The sequence below is a fragment of the Allobosea sp. 47.2.35 genome (assembly GCF_024655635.1).
In the GTDB taxonomy this organism is placed as follows: Bacteria; Pseudomonadota; Alphaproteobacteria; order Rhizobiales; family Beijerinckiaceae; genus Allobosea.
In genome coordinates, this window is the sequence record NZ_JANLGI010000016.1 from 1 (window position 1) to 16,311 (window position 16,311).

15 protein-coding genes and 2 pseudogenes are annotated in these 16,311 nt (G+C 65.1%); 15 read left to right on the forward strand and 2 right to left on the reverse strand.

Annotated features, from left to right (window positions below; all coding sequences use genetic code 11):
- Nucleotides 1-52: 52 nt before the first annotated feature.
- The 14 genes and pseudogenes from NUV79_RS18440 to NUV79_RS18505 all read left to right on the forward strand — a co-directional run.
- Nucleotides 53-373: pseudogene (locus NUV79_RS18440) on the forward strand (transposase); the annotation flags it as partial.
- 229 nt (nt 374-602) lie between these two features.
- Nucleotides 603-1,448: a helix-turn-helix domain-containing protein gene (locus NUV79_RS18445; protein ID WP_257734570.1), complete on the forward strand. Its 846-nt coding sequence runs from the start codon at nt 603-605 to the stop codon at nt 1,446-1,448.
- Between the two features lie 175 nt (nt 1,449-1,623).
- Nucleotides 1,624-4,578 carry a xanthine dehydrogenase family protein molybdopterin-binding subunit gene (locus tag NUV79_RS18450; protein ID WP_257734571.1) on the forward strand — a complete coding sequence of 985 codons (2,955 nt, stop codon included), beginning with the start codon at nt 1,624-1,626 and terminating at the stop codon, nt 4,576-4,578.
- Complete coding sequence (locus NUV79_RS18455) at nt 4,575-5,402, forward strand: FAD binding domain-containing protein (RefSeq protein ID WP_257734572.1); 828 nt, start codon at nt 4,575-4,577, stop codon at nt 5,400-5,402. The genes NUV79_RS18450 and NUV79_RS18455 overlap by 4 nt, the downstream gene beginning before the upstream one ends.
- Nucleotides 5,390-5,926: a (2Fe-2S)-binding protein gene (locus NUV79_RS18460; RefSeq protein ID WP_257734573.1), complete on the forward strand. Its 537-nt coding sequence runs from the start codon at nt 5,390-5,392 to the stop codon at nt 5,924-5,926. Before NUV79_RS18455 ends, NUV79_RS18460 begins: the two co-directional genes overlap by 13 nt.
- A complete protein-coding gene (locus NUV79_RS18465; protein ID WP_173048896.1) occupies nt 5,919-7,463 on the forward strand; it encodes an AMP-binding protein in 1,545 nt (514 codons plus the stop codon). Before NUV79_RS18460 ends, NUV79_RS18465 begins: the two co-directional genes overlap by 8 nt.
- A 58-nt stretch (nt 7,464-7,521) precedes the next feature.
- Nucleotides 7,522-8,325 carry an enoyl-CoA hydratase/isomerase family protein gene (locus NUV79_RS18470; RefSeq protein ID WP_173048894.1) on the forward strand — a complete coding sequence of 268 codons (804 nt, stop codon included), beginning with the start codon at nt 7,522-7,524 and terminating at the stop codon, nt 8,323-8,325.
- Nucleotides 8,326-8,329: 4 nt separating this feature from the next.
- Nucleotides 8,330-8,797, forward strand: coding sequence for a hotdog fold thioesterase (locus NUV79_RS18475; protein WP_173048876.1), 468 nt, complete (start codon nt 8,330-8,332; stop codon nt 8,795-8,797).
- A gap of 45 nt (nt 8,798-8,842) precedes the next feature.
- A complete protein-coding gene (locus NUV79_RS18480; RefSeq protein WP_173048874.1) occupies nt 8,843-10,024 on the forward strand; it encodes an ABC transporter substrate-binding protein in 1,182 nt (393 codons plus the stop codon).
- A gap of 69 nt (nt 10,025-10,093) precedes the next feature.
- The gene (locus NUV79_RS18485) at nt 10,094-10,984 is read left to right on the forward strand and encodes a branched-chain amino acid ABC transporter permease (protein WP_173048872.1); all 891 of its coding nucleotides are present in this window, start codon (nt 10,094-10,096) and stop codon (nt 10,982-10,984) included.
- The gene (locus NUV79_RS18490; protein ID WP_173048870.1) at nt 10,977-12,029 is read left to right on the forward strand and encodes a branched-chain amino acid ABC transporter permease; all 1,053 of its coding nucleotides are present in this window, start codon (nt 10,977-10,979) and stop codon (nt 12,027-12,029) included. The genes NUV79_RS18485 and NUV79_RS18490 overlap by 8 nt, the downstream gene beginning before the upstream one ends.
- Nucleotides 12,026-12,769: an ABC transporter ATP-binding protein gene (locus NUV79_RS18495; RefSeq protein ID WP_257734574.1), complete on the forward strand. Its 744-nt coding sequence runs from the start codon at nt 12,026-12,028 to the stop codon at nt 12,767-12,769. Before NUV79_RS18490 ends, NUV79_RS18495 begins: the two co-directional genes overlap by 4 nt.
- A gap of 1 nt (nt 12,770) precedes the next feature.
- Nucleotides 12,771-13,478 carry an ABC transporter ATP-binding protein gene (locus tag NUV79_RS18500; protein ID WP_257734575.1) on the forward strand — a complete coding sequence of 236 codons (708 nt, stop codon included), beginning with the start codon at nt 12,771-12,773 and terminating at the stop codon, nt 13,476-13,478.
- Nucleotides 13,479-14,309: an alpha/beta fold hydrolase gene (locus tag NUV79_RS18505; protein WP_173048866.1), complete on the forward strand. Its 831-nt coding sequence runs from the start codon at nt 13,479-13,481 to the stop codon at nt 14,307-14,309.
- Here NUV79_RS18505 and NUV79_RS18510 read toward each other — a convergent pair.
- Nucleotides 14,296-14,937, reverse strand: a pseudogene (locus NUV79_RS18510) (Bug family tripartite tricarboxylate transporter substrate binding protein); the annotation flags it as partial. The gene NUV79_RS18505 and the pseudogene NUV79_RS18510 overlap by 14 nt on opposite strands.
- A gap of 69 nt (nt 14,938-15,006) precedes the next feature.
- On the opposite strand from NUV79_RS18510, the gene NUV79_RS18515 reads away from it, so the two are divergent.
- Nucleotides 15,007-15,764 (forward strand): IS5 family transposase gene (locus NUV79_RS18515; protein WP_257734576.1). Its coding sequence is split into 2 segments (ribosomal slippage): nt 15,007-15,340 and nt 15,340-15,764, totalling 759 coding nucleotides; the frame shifts between segments, so codons are not numbered across the junction.
- A gap of 213 nt (nt 15,765-15,977) precedes the next feature.
- Here NUV79_RS18515 and NUV79_RS18520 read toward each other — a convergent pair.
- Nucleotides 15,978-16,271 (reverse strand): antibiotic biosynthesis monooxygenase, encoded by a 294-nt coding sequence (locus NUV79_RS18520; protein ID WP_173048860.1) that lies wholly within the window; start codon nt 16,269-16,271, stop codon nt 15,978-15,980.
- Nucleotides 16,272-16,311: the final 40 nt, after the last annotated feature.

Below are 16,311 nucleotides of genomic sequence, written 5' to 3' on the forward strand. Positions count from 1 at the left end.
AGGGGGGCTAGCCTTCAACGCGATAAGGGGGCTGCGCTTCAATGCGATTTGACAGGTCAGCGACTACACCGGTGCGGCCGCGCTGCTGGACGACCTGCCAAAAGCGCAGTGGCTGCTCGGCGACCGCGGCTACGACGCCGACTGGTTCAGGGACGCTCTTCAGGCCAAGGGCATCCAGCCTTGCATCCCAGGCCGCAGGTCGCACAACGAGCCCGTCCGGTACGATAAGCGCCGCTATCGGCGCCGCAGCCGCATCGAGATCATGTTCGGCCGCCTCAAAGACTGGCGCCGCGTCGCCACCGGCTACGATCGCTACCCTACGGCCTTCTTCTCCGCCATCGCCCTCGCTGCCACCGTCATCTTCTGGCTGTGATCAACGACTCCTGACTCTAGGCATCTCCAGGACGGTGCGGATTGGCGCAGCGGGCGGATTGAGTGAGCCACAGGCCCGAATGTGGAGCGCGGCTTGCGAAAGCAAGCCGATACGAGGGCTGCTATCTGTTGCACCCAACGAGCGGCCCCCTTGCGGTGGCCGGGAGCCGGCCACTACATTATCGCCTGAAAGACAATGAGCTGAAAATCAGCCTGGGCGAGGAAACGGCATGTCGGATGCCTTGCGCATCGCGCATGGAGCTTTCGGACGGGTGGCGCTGCTGGACATGGACCGGAGCCTGGTCCGGCACGCGCATCCCCATTGCCATGTCCTGCTCAAGGTGGATGGCGACGACACCCAGTTTCTCGTTGGCGACCATGTCGCCCCGCTGACAGGGGATCTCGCGGTGCTGGTCAACGCCTGGGAGCCGCACGCCTATATCCATGACCCCAGGCGCAAGAACGCTCTGATCCTGGCGCTCTATATCGAGCCGGACTGGCTTCGCAGCTTCCGGCCGAACTGGGCCGCCAGCGGTGCGCCCGGCTTCTTCGAGCACTCTGCCGGGGAAGTCACGGCCCATATTCGCCAGACCGCGCTCGATCTTGCCGCCGAGATGGTGCACGAACCCGGCGCGTCGCGGCGGCAGGAGCATCTGCTCTCGGAACTGATGATCGCCGTGATCGAGCGCTTCACGCCCTGGCGCTCGATTGGCGCTTCGCTGCGCGAGATCGCCCGCTCCAACGCGGTCGACTGGCGTGTCGGCCGGGCCATCTCGCTGATGCGATCCAACCCTGCAGCCTCGCACAGCATCGACAAGCTTGCTAGGGAAGCCGGCCTTTCGCGAGCGCATTTCTTCCGCGTCTTCGAGGATTCGGTTGGCGTGACGCCGCATGTCTTCCTGAACGTGCTCAAGGTCGAGCTGGCTGTCGGAGCAATCGTCGAGGGCGACGAGACCTTCTCGACAATCGGAGACCGGCTCGGCTTCAGTGCCCCAGCGCACTTCACACGCTTCTTCCGCGACCATTGCAGCGTCGCCCCGAGCGAGTTTCGCCAGGTCGCTCGACTCGGCCGCTGATCGCGCTCGCCCGCCGGGGGCGTAATCCCGGCGTAGTTCTGCACTGTCCTGGATTTCCTCGATTTTGAGACTTTTCGGTAAGCCGCGAGACTCCGCGGGATCGCGCCGCCACGCCTGATCGCAGAACCTAGCTCCCAGACGCCGTTCTCAAGAGCGTCCTCGGGAGCAGACGTCAGTGAAAATCGAAACCATTTCGTGGACCGGTCAATCTGTGGAGCGCGTCGAGGACGCGGCTCTGCTGACCGGCCGCGGGCGTTTCGTTGACGATCTCGGCACGAGGCCCGGTACCCTCCAGGCGGCGATTCTGCGCTCGCCTCACGCGCATGCCGACATTCTCGGGATCGACATTACCGCTGCTGCCGCCATGCCCGGCGTCGTGGCCGTCATCACCGGTCGCGACCTTGCAAAGCTCACTGCGCCCATGGTCGCGGGCCTCAAGGTCGCGGTCGAGAACTGGCCGATGGCAGTCGAGCGCGCGCGCTATGTCGGCGAGCCCGTCGCCATCGTGGTGGCGCAGGATCGTTATCTCGCCGAGGACGCAGTCGACGCGGTCGAGGTCGAATACAGCGCGCTGCCCTGCGTCGTCGATACGCTCGCGACTCTCGAGCCTGACGCGCCGTTGCTGCATGAGAGAGCTGGCGCCAACCTCGTCAGCGACCGGCATTTTCGCTACGGCGACCCTGAGGCGGCCTTCGCCAAAGCCGAGCATCAGGTTTCCGTCTCCATCGCCTATCCGCGCAACACCGGCGCGCCGATGGAGACCTTTGGCGTCGTCGCCGAATACGATCCTCATGAAGACGCCTACGACATCCTCGCCAATTTCCAGGGCCCCTTCAGCATCCATGCGGTGCTTGCGCGCTGCCTGAAGGTTCCCGGCAACCGCCTGCGGTTGCGCATGCCGCCGGATTCGGGCGGCAGCTTCGGCGTCAAGCAGGGCGTCGCGCCCTACGCCGTACTGATCGGCATTGCCGCGCGCATTGCCGGCCGGCCGGTGAAATGGATCGAGGACCGGCTCGAACATCTGGGCGCGGCCGTCGCCGCCACCAACCGCGTCACGACTTTGAAGGCCGCCGTCACGGCGGAGGGCCGCATCACCGCGCTGGACTGGGATCAGGTCGAGGATTGCGGCGCGTATCCGCGCGCCCCCGAGCCTGCCACGCTCTACCGCATGCATGGCAACATGACCGGGGCCTACGACATCCGGAATCTCGCCATCCGCAACCGCGTCGTGCTGACGAACAAGGCTCCGACGGGTCTCGTGCGCGGCTTTGGCGGCCCGCAGGTCTATTACGCGCTGGAGCGGCTGATGCAACGGATCGCGGTCGAGCTCGGGCTCGATCCGCTCAAGGTGATCCGCGCCAACCTGATTCCGTTCGGCGCGTTTCCCTATCGCACGGCCTCGGGCGCGCTCTACGATTCCGGCGACTACGTCCAGGCCTTCGACCTCGCCTTGGCCGAGGGCCGGCTCGCCGAGCTTGAGGCTCGTCGCGATGCCGCCCGTGCCGCCGGCAGGCGCTACGGCATCGGCTTTGCCGCTGCTGTCGAACCCAGCGTCTCCAATATGGGCTACATCACCACTGTTCTGACCGCCGCCGAGCGGAAAAAGGCCGGGCCGAAGAACGGTGCCCAGGCCACCGCGACGGTGTCGCTCGATCCGGTCGGCTCGGTCAGCGTCCATGTCGCTTCGGTACCGCAGGGCCAGGGCCACCGCACCGTGCTGGCGCAGGTCGTCGCCGATGTTTTCGGCCTGTCGCACCATGACGTCCGTATCGTCGCCGATCTCGATACGGGCAAGGACGCCTGGTCGATCGCCTCGGGCAACTACTCCAGCCGCTTCGCCGCCGCTGTCGCCGGCACTGCCCATCTCGCCGCCACCCGCCTGCGCGACAAGCTCGGCTTGATCGCGGCAAGCCAGCTGGGTGCCGATCCAGGTCAGATCGGATTCGCCGGTGGCGCGGTCTTCGCCAAGGGCCAACCCGACAAGACGATCCCATTCGGCCGCGTCGCGGCGTTGAGCCACTGGTCGCCGGCGCTGCTGCCCGCCGATATCGACCAGGCGATCCGCGAGACTGCCTTCTGGACGCCGCCCGAGCTGTCTGCGCCGAGCGAGGACGATCAGGTCAATTCATCGCTTTGCCACGGCTTCATCTTCGATATGGCCGGTGTCGAGGTCGAGCCCGGAAGCGGCAAGGTCCGCATCGACCGCTACGTCACCATGCATGACTGTGGACGGATCCTGCATCCCGGCATGGTCGACGGACAGATCCGGGGCGGCTTCGCCCAGGCGCTGGGTGCGACGTTCTACGAGGAACTCGCCTATGCCGCTGACGGTGCCTTCCTGACCGGCACCTTCGCCGACTACCTGCTCCCAACGGCGACCGAGACGCCCGATATCGACATTCTGCATATCGAGACGCCGTCGCCCTTCACGCCGCTCGGCGCCAAGGGCGTCGGCGAAGGCAATTGCATGTCGACGCCGGTCTGCCTTGCCAATGCGGTCGCCGACGCGCTCGGCGTCGCGCAACTCGACCTTCCGCTGACGCCTGCCAGGGTCGCCGCCCTTGTCGCCGCGCCTGAGCCTTCGCTTCCCGCATCCCATCGGACGGCCGCGAAGACTGCCGTGACGGCAAAGCCCGGTGACCGCGCTTTGCGTGGCGAAGGGCAGGCCAAGGTTGCAGCGGGGCCGGACGCGGTCTGGGCGATGCTGCTCGATGTCGACACGCTCGCCTCGATCATCCCCGGCTGTCACGGCGTCAAGAAGCTGTCGGACACGCATTTCAAGGCCGATGTCACGCTGGGCGTCGGTCCCGTGAAGGGCCGCTACAAGGCCGAGATCAAGCTCTCCAATCTCGTCGCGCCGCAGGCCGCGACCCTGACCGGCTCGGTCTCGGGTGCGCTCGGCACCGGCGGCGGCTCGGGCCGCGTGATGCTGTCGCCGGGCGAGGGCGGTGGCACGCTCATCGCCTACACCTATGAGGCGGCCGTCGGTGGCAAGGTCGCCGCGATCGGAGGCCGGCTTCTTGACGGCGCCGCCAAGGCCATCATCGGCCAGTTCTTCGCGGCATTGGCGCGTAAGGCCTCGCCCTCCCGGCCCGGCTTTTTCGCCCGCCTGTTGCGGAGGCACGCATGAAGCCCGCAGCCTTCGACTACATTCGGGCCGGCGACCTCACGGAGGTGCTCGAGGCGCTCGACAAGCACGGTTCCGATGCTCGTATCATCGCTGGCGGCCAATCGCTGCTGCCGATGTTGAACATGCGCCTCGCCAAGCCGGCGGTGCTGATCGACATCATGAACATCGCTGGGCTCGACCGGATCGGGCGCGAGGGTGATGCGACCGTGGTGTCGGCCGGCGTCCGTCAGGCCGTACTGATGAGGCGTCCGGGCCTTGCCGGCGAACAGCCTCTGCTGGCGGCAGCGCTGCCCTGGCTCGGCCATTACCAGACTCGTGCACGAGGTACGGTCTGCGGCTCGGTCGCCCATGCCGATCCCAGCGCCGAGATCCCACTCTGCCTCGTCGCGCTCGATGGCGAGATCCGGCTGCGTTCGCGCCGCAAGCGGCGCAGCGTGAAGGCGAGCGAATTCTTCGGCGGCATGATGGTAACCGACAGGGGCGATGACGAGCTGATCGAGGCCGTCGCTTTTCCCGCCGCCAAACCAGGAAGCGGCTACGCCTTCCGCGAGGTCGCGCGCCGCCATGGCGACTTCGCCATCGTCGGCTGCGCAGCAGTCGTGACGGGCGACGCGATCCATCTCGCTGTCGCCGGCGTCGCCGACAAGCCCGAGCGTCGCAGCTTTCCCCTGCTCGACGGTTCTGCGCTCACCGACGCGCTGAACGTCTTCGCCTGGGAACTCGATGCCCGCGAGGATCTCCACGCCACCGCGCGGCTGCGGCGCGACCTCGTGCGCTCGCTCGGCCTGTCCACGATCGAGGAGGCCAAGCGATGCCGCGCCTGAACGCCGCAAGCCTCCACCGTGTCGGCTTCACGCTGAACGGCAAACCGGTCTCGCTGGAGGCCGAGCCGCGCCTGCTTGCGACCGACGCCCTGCGCCATGGCTTGGGCGCGACCGGCACTCATGTCGGCTGCGAGCACGGTGTCTGCGGTGCCTGCACGATCCAGATCGACGGCCAACCTGCCCGCGCGTGTCTCACGCTCGCAGTCCAGCTCGAAGGCCACGACGTTGCCACGGTCGAGGGGCTTGCGCCTGGTCAGGATAGACTTTCGGTGATGCAGGCTGCGTTCCGGCGCCATCATGCGCTGCAATGCGGCTTCTGCACCGCAGGCATCCTGGTTTCGCTCGACGCCTATCTGCGCGAGGAGCCGGCCCCCAGCGAGCAGGCGCTGCGCGAGGTCGTCGGTGGCCATCTCTGCCGCTGCACCGGCTACACCCCCATCATCAGGGCGGCGCTCGAGGCCGCTGCCATCCTGCGGGGCGAGCCTGCGCCGCACTCTCAGGGTCGGGAGCCTGCCAATGTTTGACCTCGGCACCAGCTTCATGGCGAGCGCGGCACGGGACCCCGATGCGCTTGCCATCGTCGACGGCGACGTCCGCCTGACCTATGCGCATTGGCTCGACAAAATTTCGTCGCTGGTCTCTGCATTCGATGGCATGGGCCTGAAAGCCGGCGATCACCTCGTCACCGTGCTCCAGAACCGCTGGGAAGCGGCGAGCCTGCACTGGGCCTGCCAGTTTGCCGGGCTGACGATCACGCCGATCAACTGGCGCGCGAAGCCAGATGAGATCGACTTCGTTCTGGAGAACTGCGACGCCAAGGCCATCGCCTTCGAGGCCGTCGCAAGCCAGTCGATGACCGAAAGCCAAAGGGCGGTCGCAATCCCGCGGATTGCTGTCGGCGCCGATGCCGGGCGGGCCGAACTGACCTTCGCCGAAATGATCGCGGTAGCGGCGCCCGTTGCCAAGCCGCGCGTGGCGGCCGACGCCCTGTCGCTGATGCTTTACACGTCGGGCACCACCGCCAAGCCCAAGGGCGTACCGCGCCGGCACCGGGCCGAGCGCATGGCGGGCCTCGCCCACGTCGCCCAGAACCTCTATGGCCGCGGCGAACGCACGCTTGGCGTGATGCCGCTCTATCACACCATGGGCGTGCGCTCGCTCATCGCCATGTCGCTGATCGGCGGCGTCTTCGTCTGCCTGCCGCGCTTCGACGTGACCAGGGCACTGGAGCTGATCGAGGCGGAGGGCATCAGCAACCTCTACCTTGTGCCGACGCTGTATCATGACGTCGTCCACCACCCGCGCTTCGCGCAGACCAACGTCTCCAGCGTCCGCAAGCTCGGCTTCGCCGGCGCGCCGATGACGGACGGTCTGCTCGGCCAGCTGACGGACGCCTTCTCCCCCGAGCTCTTCGTCAACCATTACGGTTCGTCGGAAATCTACACCTTCACCATCAACCAGAAAGCCGCTGAAAAGCCGGGCTCGGCCGGCAAGGCCGGCCTCAACCAGTTGATCCGGGTGGTCAAGCTCGGGGCGAAATCGGCCCATGAAATCGCAGCGCCCGGCGAGGAGGGCGAGATCGTCGCGCTCGCCGCGAGCGACGAGGCTTTCGAGGGCTACTGGAAGCGCCCCGAAGCCGACGCCAAGTCGCTGCGCGACGGCTGGTATTTCACGGGCGACACCGGATATTTCGACGCCGACGGTGATCTCTACGTCTCCGGCCGCGTCGACGACATGATCATCACCGGGGGCGAGAACGTCTCGCCGGTCGAGATCGAGAGCTGCCTGTCGCTGCATCCCGGCGTGTTGGAGGTTGCGGTCGTCGGCCTGCCCGACGAGCGCTGGGGCAAGGTCGTCGTCGCCTTCGTCCAGCGTAAGGGCGCGGTCACAGCCGAAGAGCTCGATGCCCATTGCAAGGCGACGGGGCTCGCCAACTTCAAGCGGCCGCGCCGCTTCGAATTCGTCAAGGCGATCCCGAAGTCGCCCGTCGGCAAGCTGCTGCGTCGCCAACTCGTCGCAGGCGAGTTCGAGCCCGAGTCCTCCGGCAGCGCCGCTGCCTGAGATCGCAATTCAAGATCTCAAAACCCTGATCAGCACATTCGCCAAAGAAAGGTTTCTCATGAACGCCGTCACCCCGATCCACCCGGCCCTGATCGATCTGGATGGCTTCACCGTCGAGATCGATGCGGCTCGTGAGCGTGCCGACATCATCCTCAACCGCCCGCCGATGAACGTGATCTCGATGCCGCAGCGCGACCAGTTGCGAAAGGTCTTCGAAGCGCTCGATGAGGACGACCGCGTCCGCGTGATCGTGCTGCGCGCCGTTGGTGAGAACTTCTCCTCGGGCGGCTACATCAAGGGCTTCCTCGATGCCTCGCCAGAGCATGTCTCGAAGCTTGCCTGGAACATCGCCGCGCCGGCGCGCTGCGCCAAGCCGGTGGTCGTCGCCAATCGCGGCTATGCCTTCGGCGTCGGCTTCGAGATCTCGCTCGCCTGCGATTTCCGCATCGTCTCGGAAACCTGCCAATACGCGCTGCCCGAGCAGAAACTCGGCCAGATCCCCGGTTCCGGAGGCTCGGCCCGGCTGCAGAAGATGGTCGGGATCACCCGCACCAAGGACATCGTGATGCGTTCGAAGCGCATTCCCGGTCGACAGGCCTATGACTGGGGCGTGGCGACAGAATGCGTGCCCGACAGCGAACTGGAAGCGGCGACGGACCGGCTGGTCGAGGAACTGCGCGGCTTCTCGCCGATGGCGCAGCGCACCGCCAAGAAGCTCCTCAACGATACCGAGGATTCGACCCTCTCGATTGCGATCGAGCTCGAGGGTCACTGCTACAGCCGCCTGCGCCAGTCGGACGACTTCCGCGAGGGCGTCGAGGCCTTCCACGCCAAGCGCGCGCCGAAGTTCATCGGAAGCTGATTCCATGCAGCGCCCCGAAACACTGTGGAAGACTGCCTGGTCGCTCGATGATCTTGCGTTGCTGATGCGCGGGACGTTCGCAGAGCAGCTCGGCATTCGCTTCATTGAGATCGGGGCCGACTGGTTGTCGGCGGACCTTTCCGTTCTTCCGGCGCAGGTGCAGGGCGTAGGCCTGATGCAGGCTGGCGTCGCTCTTACCCTTGCCGAAGCGGTTGCCACGCTGGCGAGCCAGATGGCGGTCGAGGCCGAAACGCACAGCGTCTGCGGGCTCGACATCAAGGCCAATCATTGCCGGCTCCTAAGCCCGGGCGAGACGATCCGTGCGACCGCCCGGCCGCTGTATCTCGGCCGTCAGACCCACGAATGGGAGGTCCATATCGACGCGCGCGGCGGCGATCGGCTCGTCTGCGTCGCAAGGCTGACCACCGCCATAAAGACCCGCGCGGGAGAACCAGTCCGCGCGGCTGCCTAAGCCTTCACGATGACAACAACAAGCAAGACATAAAGGGAAACGACCATGACATCCGGGACCATCAAGACCCTCATCGGCAGTCTGCTCGCCGTTACCGCCTTGTCGGGTAGTGCGCTCGCCCAGAGCGGTCCGATCAAGATCGGCGTGGTTACGCCGCTTTCGGGAACCTACACGCCGATCGGCCAACAGGTGCGCTGGGGCCTCGAGCTCGCTGCGAAGGAGGTCAACGCCGCGGGCGGAATTGCCGGCCGCCAGGTTTCGTTGGTCTTCGAAGACGAGGAGGCCAACCCCTCCGTGGCCGTGCAGAAGGCCGAGAAGCTCTTCCAGGTGGAGAAGGTCGACTTCCTGACGGGCACGGTCAATTCGGGCTCGACACTCGCCGTCGCCCAGCTCGCCGAGCGCAATGGCAAGCTCGCGGCGACGACGGTGTCCTTTGCGGACTCGATCACCACCGACAAGTGTTCGCCCAACATGTTCCGCGTTAATGCACGCGCCGAACAGCAATCGGTCGCACTTGCTGCCTGGCTCGCGAAGGAGAAGCCCAAGGCAAGGGTCTTCTATCTCGGTCCCGACTACGAGATGGGCCGCTCCACGGTGGCGGCCTTCAAATCAAGTGCCGAGAAATCCGGCGCGCAGACCGGTGGCGAGGTGTTCGCACCGCTCGATTCCAAGGACTACACCCAATATTTCGGCCAAATCCGTGCTACGCGGCCGCAGGTCGTCTACACCTCCGTCGCCGGCAACGACACGGTGCGCCTGCTGACGCAGCTTCAGGACTTCGGACTGCTCTCAGGCCTGACAGTGGTCGGGGCGTCCGGAACCGTGACCTCCCAGAACATCACGGCGATCGGCGCTGCAGCCGAGGGCTTCGCTACCGGCGTCGGCTATTCGCCGCAGATCGAAAGCCCCGAGAACAAGAAGTTCGTCGCCGCCTTCCGCGAGGCCAACAAGACGGATCCGGATCTTTACGGCGCCGACAGCTACGGCCTGCTCTTCGCCTACAAGGCGGCCGTCGAGAAAGCGGGCTCGACCGAGACCGACAAGGTCCGCGAAGCGCTGCGTGGCCTGACCTGGCAGACCCCGCAGGGGGCCAAGAGCATCCGCGCCGGCGATCACCAGGCGATGCAGCCGATGTATGTCGTGCGCGTCAACAAGGGCAAGTTCGACATCATCGACAACGTCCCCGCCGAGAATGCGATCGGGCCGGACGCCTGCGCCCGCTTCTGAGCTCCGCGACCTGTTCCCCTCTCCGCGTGGAGAGGGGCTTCGCGCGGCCTACCGCATAGAGGCACCGCCATGACCCCAATCGACTATCTTCAATTCGTCCTCGCTCCGCAGGTCGTGAACGGGCTCGCGCTCGGGGTCGCGGTCGTTCTCGTGGCGCTGGGGCTGACGATCATCTTCGGCATGCTCGACGTCATCAATATGAGCCATGGCGAATTCTACGCCATAGGCGCCTATGCTGCGCTGGCGCTCGCCGCAGCCGGAATCGGCTTCTGGTTCCTGCTCGTGCTTGTGCCGGTCCTGATGGTTCCGCTCGGCATGGCCGCAGAGCGCCTGCTGATCCGGCCGGTGTTCGACTCGAAGGACCGCCATGTCACGACGCTGCTCGTGACCTTCGGCCTCGGGCTCATCGTCGAGGATGTGCTGAAGATCATCTTCGGCGCCAACACGCAGCGTCCGCCCACCCCGATCCCGGGTGCGACCGAGATCCTCGGCATCATACTGCCGAACTACCGGCTCTTCCTGATCCTGATCGGCGCCGCTATCGTGCTGGCGGTCGCCTATGTCGTCTACAGGACGAGGCTGGGCGCCATGGTCCGCGCCGCCGCTTTCGACCGCAACATGGCGGCCTCCCTCGGCGTCCCCGTTTCGCTTGTCTACGCCGGCACCTTCGCCTTCGGTGTCGGCCTCGCCGGGCTCGCCGGCGTCCTGCTCGCACCGATCTACTCGGTCTTCCCGACGATGGGGCGGGACTTCATCCTGCTCGCCTTCACCGTCGTCATCGTCGGCGGCATGGGCTCGATCTGGGGCGCCGTCGTCGCAGGACTGCTGCTGACTCAGGTCCAGGCACTGGCGAGCCTCGTGATCTCGCCGGTCTGGACCGATCCGATCGTGTTCGGGACCATGGTCGCTTTTCTCATGTTCCGGCCGCAGGGCCTTTTCGGGAGGCTCGGCCATGCATGACCGGCTGACGCAATCCATGCGGGCGAGCCATCTGCTCGCGCTGCTCTTCGTCCTGGTTTCGATCGGGCTGGCCGCCATGGGCGCTGCGACCGGCGACACCTTCTATCTGCGGCTCGGCACCGAGGCGCTGATTTTCGCGGGCCTCGCGCTCTCGGTCGATCTGCTGTTGGGATACTCTGGCGCGCTCTCGCTGGGCCAGGCGCTGTATTTCGGCATCGGCGCCTATGTCTCGGCTCTGACGCTGATGAAGGTCCCGTCCTTCTGGCTCGCCATGGGCGCGGCTCTGGCGGCGACGCTGGTCGCCGCCATCATCGGAGGGCTGATCGCCAACCGGGTGCGCGGCGTCTATTTCGCGCTGATCACCTTCGGCCTGGCGCAGGTCATGGCGAAGGTCGTCTACAACACCCGCGAACTCGGTGCCTCCGATGGCATGATCGGCATTCCTGTCATCGAGATCGGGCTCGGGCCGTTTTCGGTTTCCGCCGCCAATCCGGCTGGCTTCTTCCTGCTCGTGCTTGCGTTCATCATGGGCCTCTACGCTCTGACGGCCTACCTGCTCGACACGCCTTTCGGCCGCGTCTTGACGGCACTGAAAGCCAATGAGCGGCGCGTGCCCTTCCTTGGCTATTCGGTCTGGCAGGCGCGCATGGCGGCCTATGTTCTGGCCGGGCTGATCGCGGGTCTGTCGGGTGCGCTCTACCCGATGCTGCGCGGCTTCGTCTCGCCGGAGCTGATGTTCTTCGCTACCTCCGGCAACGCCGTCATCTCCGTCGTGCTCGGCGGCGTCGGCACGCTGATCGGCGCCATCTATGGCTCGGTCCTGCTGGTGATCCTGAAATCAATCATCGGTAGCTGGACGGAGCACCATCTCATCGTGATCGGCCTGCTCTTCATGTTGTGCGTGATGTTCCTGCCCAAGGGACTCGCCGGGCTCGTGAGGCCGCGCATCGAGGTGCTGCTGAATCGCCGGACGCAGACTCCTCCGGCCAGCGCGGAGCCGGCAGGCCTGTCCCCCATCGCCGTCAAATCTGGGAGCGTCTCGTGATCACGCCCGTCCTCGACATTCGCGACCTCGGCATTTCCTTCGGTGGCCTGAAGGCAGTCGATCAGGTCAGTTTCCAGGCGCAGCGCCACAAGATCACGACTGTTATCGGTCCCAACGGCGCGGGCAAGTCGACGCTGTTCAATTTGATCAGCGGTGCGCTGAAGCCCCATCGCGGGCAGGTCATGATCGACGGCGTGGACATGACCGGAGCGGCCCCCGAGCATACCAAAGCCGCTGGTCTGTCGCGCTCGTTCCAGATCACCAGCCTGTTTCCTGAGCTCACGGTTGCGGAGAACATCAGGCTCGCGGCCCAGGTTCTCGAGACAGCTAGGCGCGCGTTCCTGCCGATCAGTCGCTCTGCGCGGGCTATGAGCAAGACGAGCCAGATGCTCGAGCGCTTCCAGCTCACCCACAGGCGTGACGAACTGGCCGGCAACCTGTCGCATGGCGACCAGCGTCGCCTCGAGATCGCGGTCTGTCTCGCCTCGGAGCCAAAGATCCTGCTGCTGGACGAACCGACGCAGGGGATGAGCCATGGCGACACCGCCGATACGGCCAAGCTCGTCCGCAGCCTGACGGAGGACGTCACCGTGCTGCTCATCGAGCACGATATCGGCCTGGTCATGGATCTCTCCGACTATGTCGTCGTGATGCATCAAGGCCGCAAGCTGGCAGAAGGCCACCCTGACGTCGTGCGCGCCGACCCGGCCGTGCAGGCCGCCTATTTCGGACATCATTGACATGCTCGACATCAGCGGATTGCACAGCCACTACGGCTTGAGCCACGTCATTCAGGGGATCGACCTGAGCGCAGGGCCGGGCGAGGTCATTGGCATCTTTGGCCGCAACGGAGTCGGCAAGACAACGCTGCTGAAGACGATCGCCGGCTGGGTCAAGCCCAGTCACGGAGCGATCCGGCTCGACGGCGAGACTCTTGAGGGTCTGGCGCCCGACCGCATCTGCCATGCCGGCGTCGGCTTCGTGCCGGAGGATCGGCGTATCTTCCCGGGGCTGACGGTGGAGGAAAATCTCTGGCTCGGACTGCTGCAGGTGAAGGGCCGTTCGTCACGTGACGAAAAGCGGACGATCGAGGGCATCTATGACCGCTTCCACCGGCTCGGCGAGCGTCGGCACCAGCTCGGCACGACCCTCTCGGGCGGCGAGCAGCAGATGCTCGCCATGGCCCGCGTCATGGTCGGCAAGCCGCGCCTCGTCCTGATCGACGAGCCTAGCGAAGGGCTTGCCCCCATGATCGTTGCCGAGATCTTCGCGATTGTGCGCGAGTTGCGCGAGCAAGGGGCGATCATCCTGCTCGTCGAACAGAACGTGCATGAGGCGCTTTCGGTCGCCGATCGCTTCCATGTCGTCGAACGTGGCCGGATCGTCTTCAGCGGCGATGCGGAGAGCGAACCCGATCGCGAGCGGCTGCTGAATCTGATTGCTGTGTAAATGCCCAAGCGTTTCATCCTCGGGCGTTGGCTGCACTATCGGCTCTGTGGCGAGATGAGTGCCGAGAAGCCGCCGATTATCCTGCTTCATCATGGTTTCGGCCACGCCGATGGCTGGCGACGATTTCCCGATGCGCTGAGACAGGCCACAGGCCGCACCGTACTGGCCTATTCGCGATCCGGTTGCGGGCGCTCCGACGCCGCGAGCCAGCCACGCGGCTGCGACTATCTTCAGCGCGAGGCCTGCGAGACGCTGCCCGCCATAATGGCGTCGTTCGGGTTGGAGAGGGCTTGTCTGTACGGTCATAGCGACGGCGCCACGATCGCCCTGATCGCGGCGGCGCAGCGTCCTGATCTGGTCGAGGCTGCGGTTGCCGAGGCACCGCATGTCTTTGCCGAACCGCAGACTCTTGCCGGCGTTCGCGCGATGGCGGAGCGCTTCGCTAACGATCCGGCCTTCCTCAAGGCGCTTGCCCGCAATCATTGCGATCCACAGGGCGCTTTCCGCGCCTGGAGCGAGATCTGGCTGTCGCCCGCTTTTGCTGACTGGACGGTCCTGCCGCTGCTGCCCTCGATCCGAGCGCCGCTGCTGTTGCTCCAGGGGGATGAAGACCCCTTCGGCAGCCTGGCCCACGTCGAGGCGACGCATGAGGCCGTGTCCGGGGCGGCCTTCACGCGCGTCCTGCGTCGTGTCGGCCATGCACCGCACCGGACCGAGGAGCGCGTCCCCAACTGGGTTGCGGAACTGTTGGCCGATCTAGCAGGGAGCGTCACCAAATGCTGGCGCGTAGAGGAGGCTTCCGCCTCGTCGCGGGCCGTCAGTTGGGCTTGATGCCGGCATCCTTGATGATGCCGGACCATTTCACGATTTCCTCTGCGAGGAAGCTCTTGAACTCAGCGGGCGAACTGCTGTGGGGCTCGACCCCGATGTCGATGAGCCGCTTCTGCACGGCAGGGTCAGCGACCGCGAGGCGGATTTCCTTGCTCATCCGTTCAAGGATGGCCGGCGGCGTGCCTTTCGGGGCAGTGATACCGAACCAGGCATAGGACTCGTAGTTCTCGACGCCGGCCTCAGTCATGGTCTGAACATCCGGCAGCGACTTGCTGCGCGTCTTAGTGGTGACTGCCAGTGCCTTTATCTGGCCCGCTTGTAGCTGCGCGATAACATTGGGAATGAGTTGGAAGCTGACGGGCACATCGCCCGAAACGAGATCAAGCGCGATCTGGCTGCCTGATCGGTAGTTCACATGGACCATGCGGGTGCCGGCGACGATGTCGAAATAGGCCGCCGCCAGATGCTGGGAGGAGCCGAGGCCCGCCGACGAATAGCTAATCGCGCCCGGCTTTCCCTTCACATGCGCAATAAAATCCTTGACGTTGGCAACCGGAATCTTCGTATCATTAACTACGAGTACGTTCACCACGGTGGCAACGGGCGAGATCAACTCGAAGTCTTTCTCCGGATCGTAGGGTCAGGACCCATTGATATGAGCGTTGCGATCTGATTCAGGCTCCGCGAGGAGACCGGGATGAGCGACCTGTTTTGGCTAACGGATGAGCAGATGGAGCGGCTGCGGCCGTTCTTTCCGAAGAGCCACGGCAAGCCTCGAGTGGATGACCGGCGGGTGCTGAGCGGCATCGTGTTCGTCAACCGCAACGGGCTGCGCTGGCGCGATGCTCCTGGCGCGTACGGCCGGCACAAGACGCTGTACTACCGCTGGAAGCGCTGGGGTGAGGCAGGCGTGTTCACGCGCATCATGGAAGGTCTGGCTGCGGTGGGCGCCGAACCCAAAACGGTGATGATCGACGCGACCTACCTGAAGGCGCACCGCACGGCATCGAGCCTGCGGGTAAAAAGGGGGATCTCGGCCGCCTGATCGGACGCACGAAAGGCGGCATGAACACCAAGCTCCATGCCGTCGCCGACGCGAACGGTCGCCCCTTGAGCTTCTTCATGACCGCCGGTCAGGTCAGCGACTACACCGGTGCGGCCGCGCTGCTGGACGACCTGCCAAAAGCGCAGTGGCTGCTCGGCGACCGCGGCTACGACGCCGACTGGTTCAGGGACGCTCTTCAGGCCAAGGGCATCCAGCCTTGCATCCCAGGCCGCAGGTCGCACAACGAGCCCGTCCGGTACGATAAGCGCCGCTATCGGCGCCGCAGCCGCATCGAGATCATGTTCGGCCGCCTCAAAGACTGGCGCCGCGTCGCCACCGGCTACGATCGCTACCCTACGGCCTTCTTCTCCGCCATCGCCCTCGCTGCCACCGTCATCTTCTGGCTGTGATCAACGACTCCTGACTCTAGTGGCGGACATGGCGACCCTTGCGGCAAATCCCGCAAAGGTCGGATCATGGCTATAGATAACAAGTCAGATCATGCCGGCGTATAGTAATCGGCGCTTCTATCGTAGGAATGGTATGCTCTGTTTTAGCAATATTGGCGCCGAATATTCTATACGAGCTAATTTCCGTGCCTGGACGGCCCTTCCCCAGTGATCCTACTTCACCGCCAAAGCATCCCAACGTTCAATCACGGGCGGTGTCGACAAGAGTTCGTCCGCATGCTGCATCAGAGCGGCAGCAATTGGGCCATTCAGGTGAGCGCCGCGATCTTCATCGGTCGCAAAAGCGTCAAAAATCGCGAAGCTTTGAGGCCCGAATTTCACGGCGTACCACACCGGCGTGCCGGTCTCCTCCTGCGCCAACGGCAATGCACCTTGAAGAAACGCTTCAAGATCCGCCTCTTTGCCGGCCTTCGCTTCCAGCCGAACATACAGCCCAAACTTAATCATACCTATCTCCTTATCAGACTTGGAATCTGCCCTGGCACGG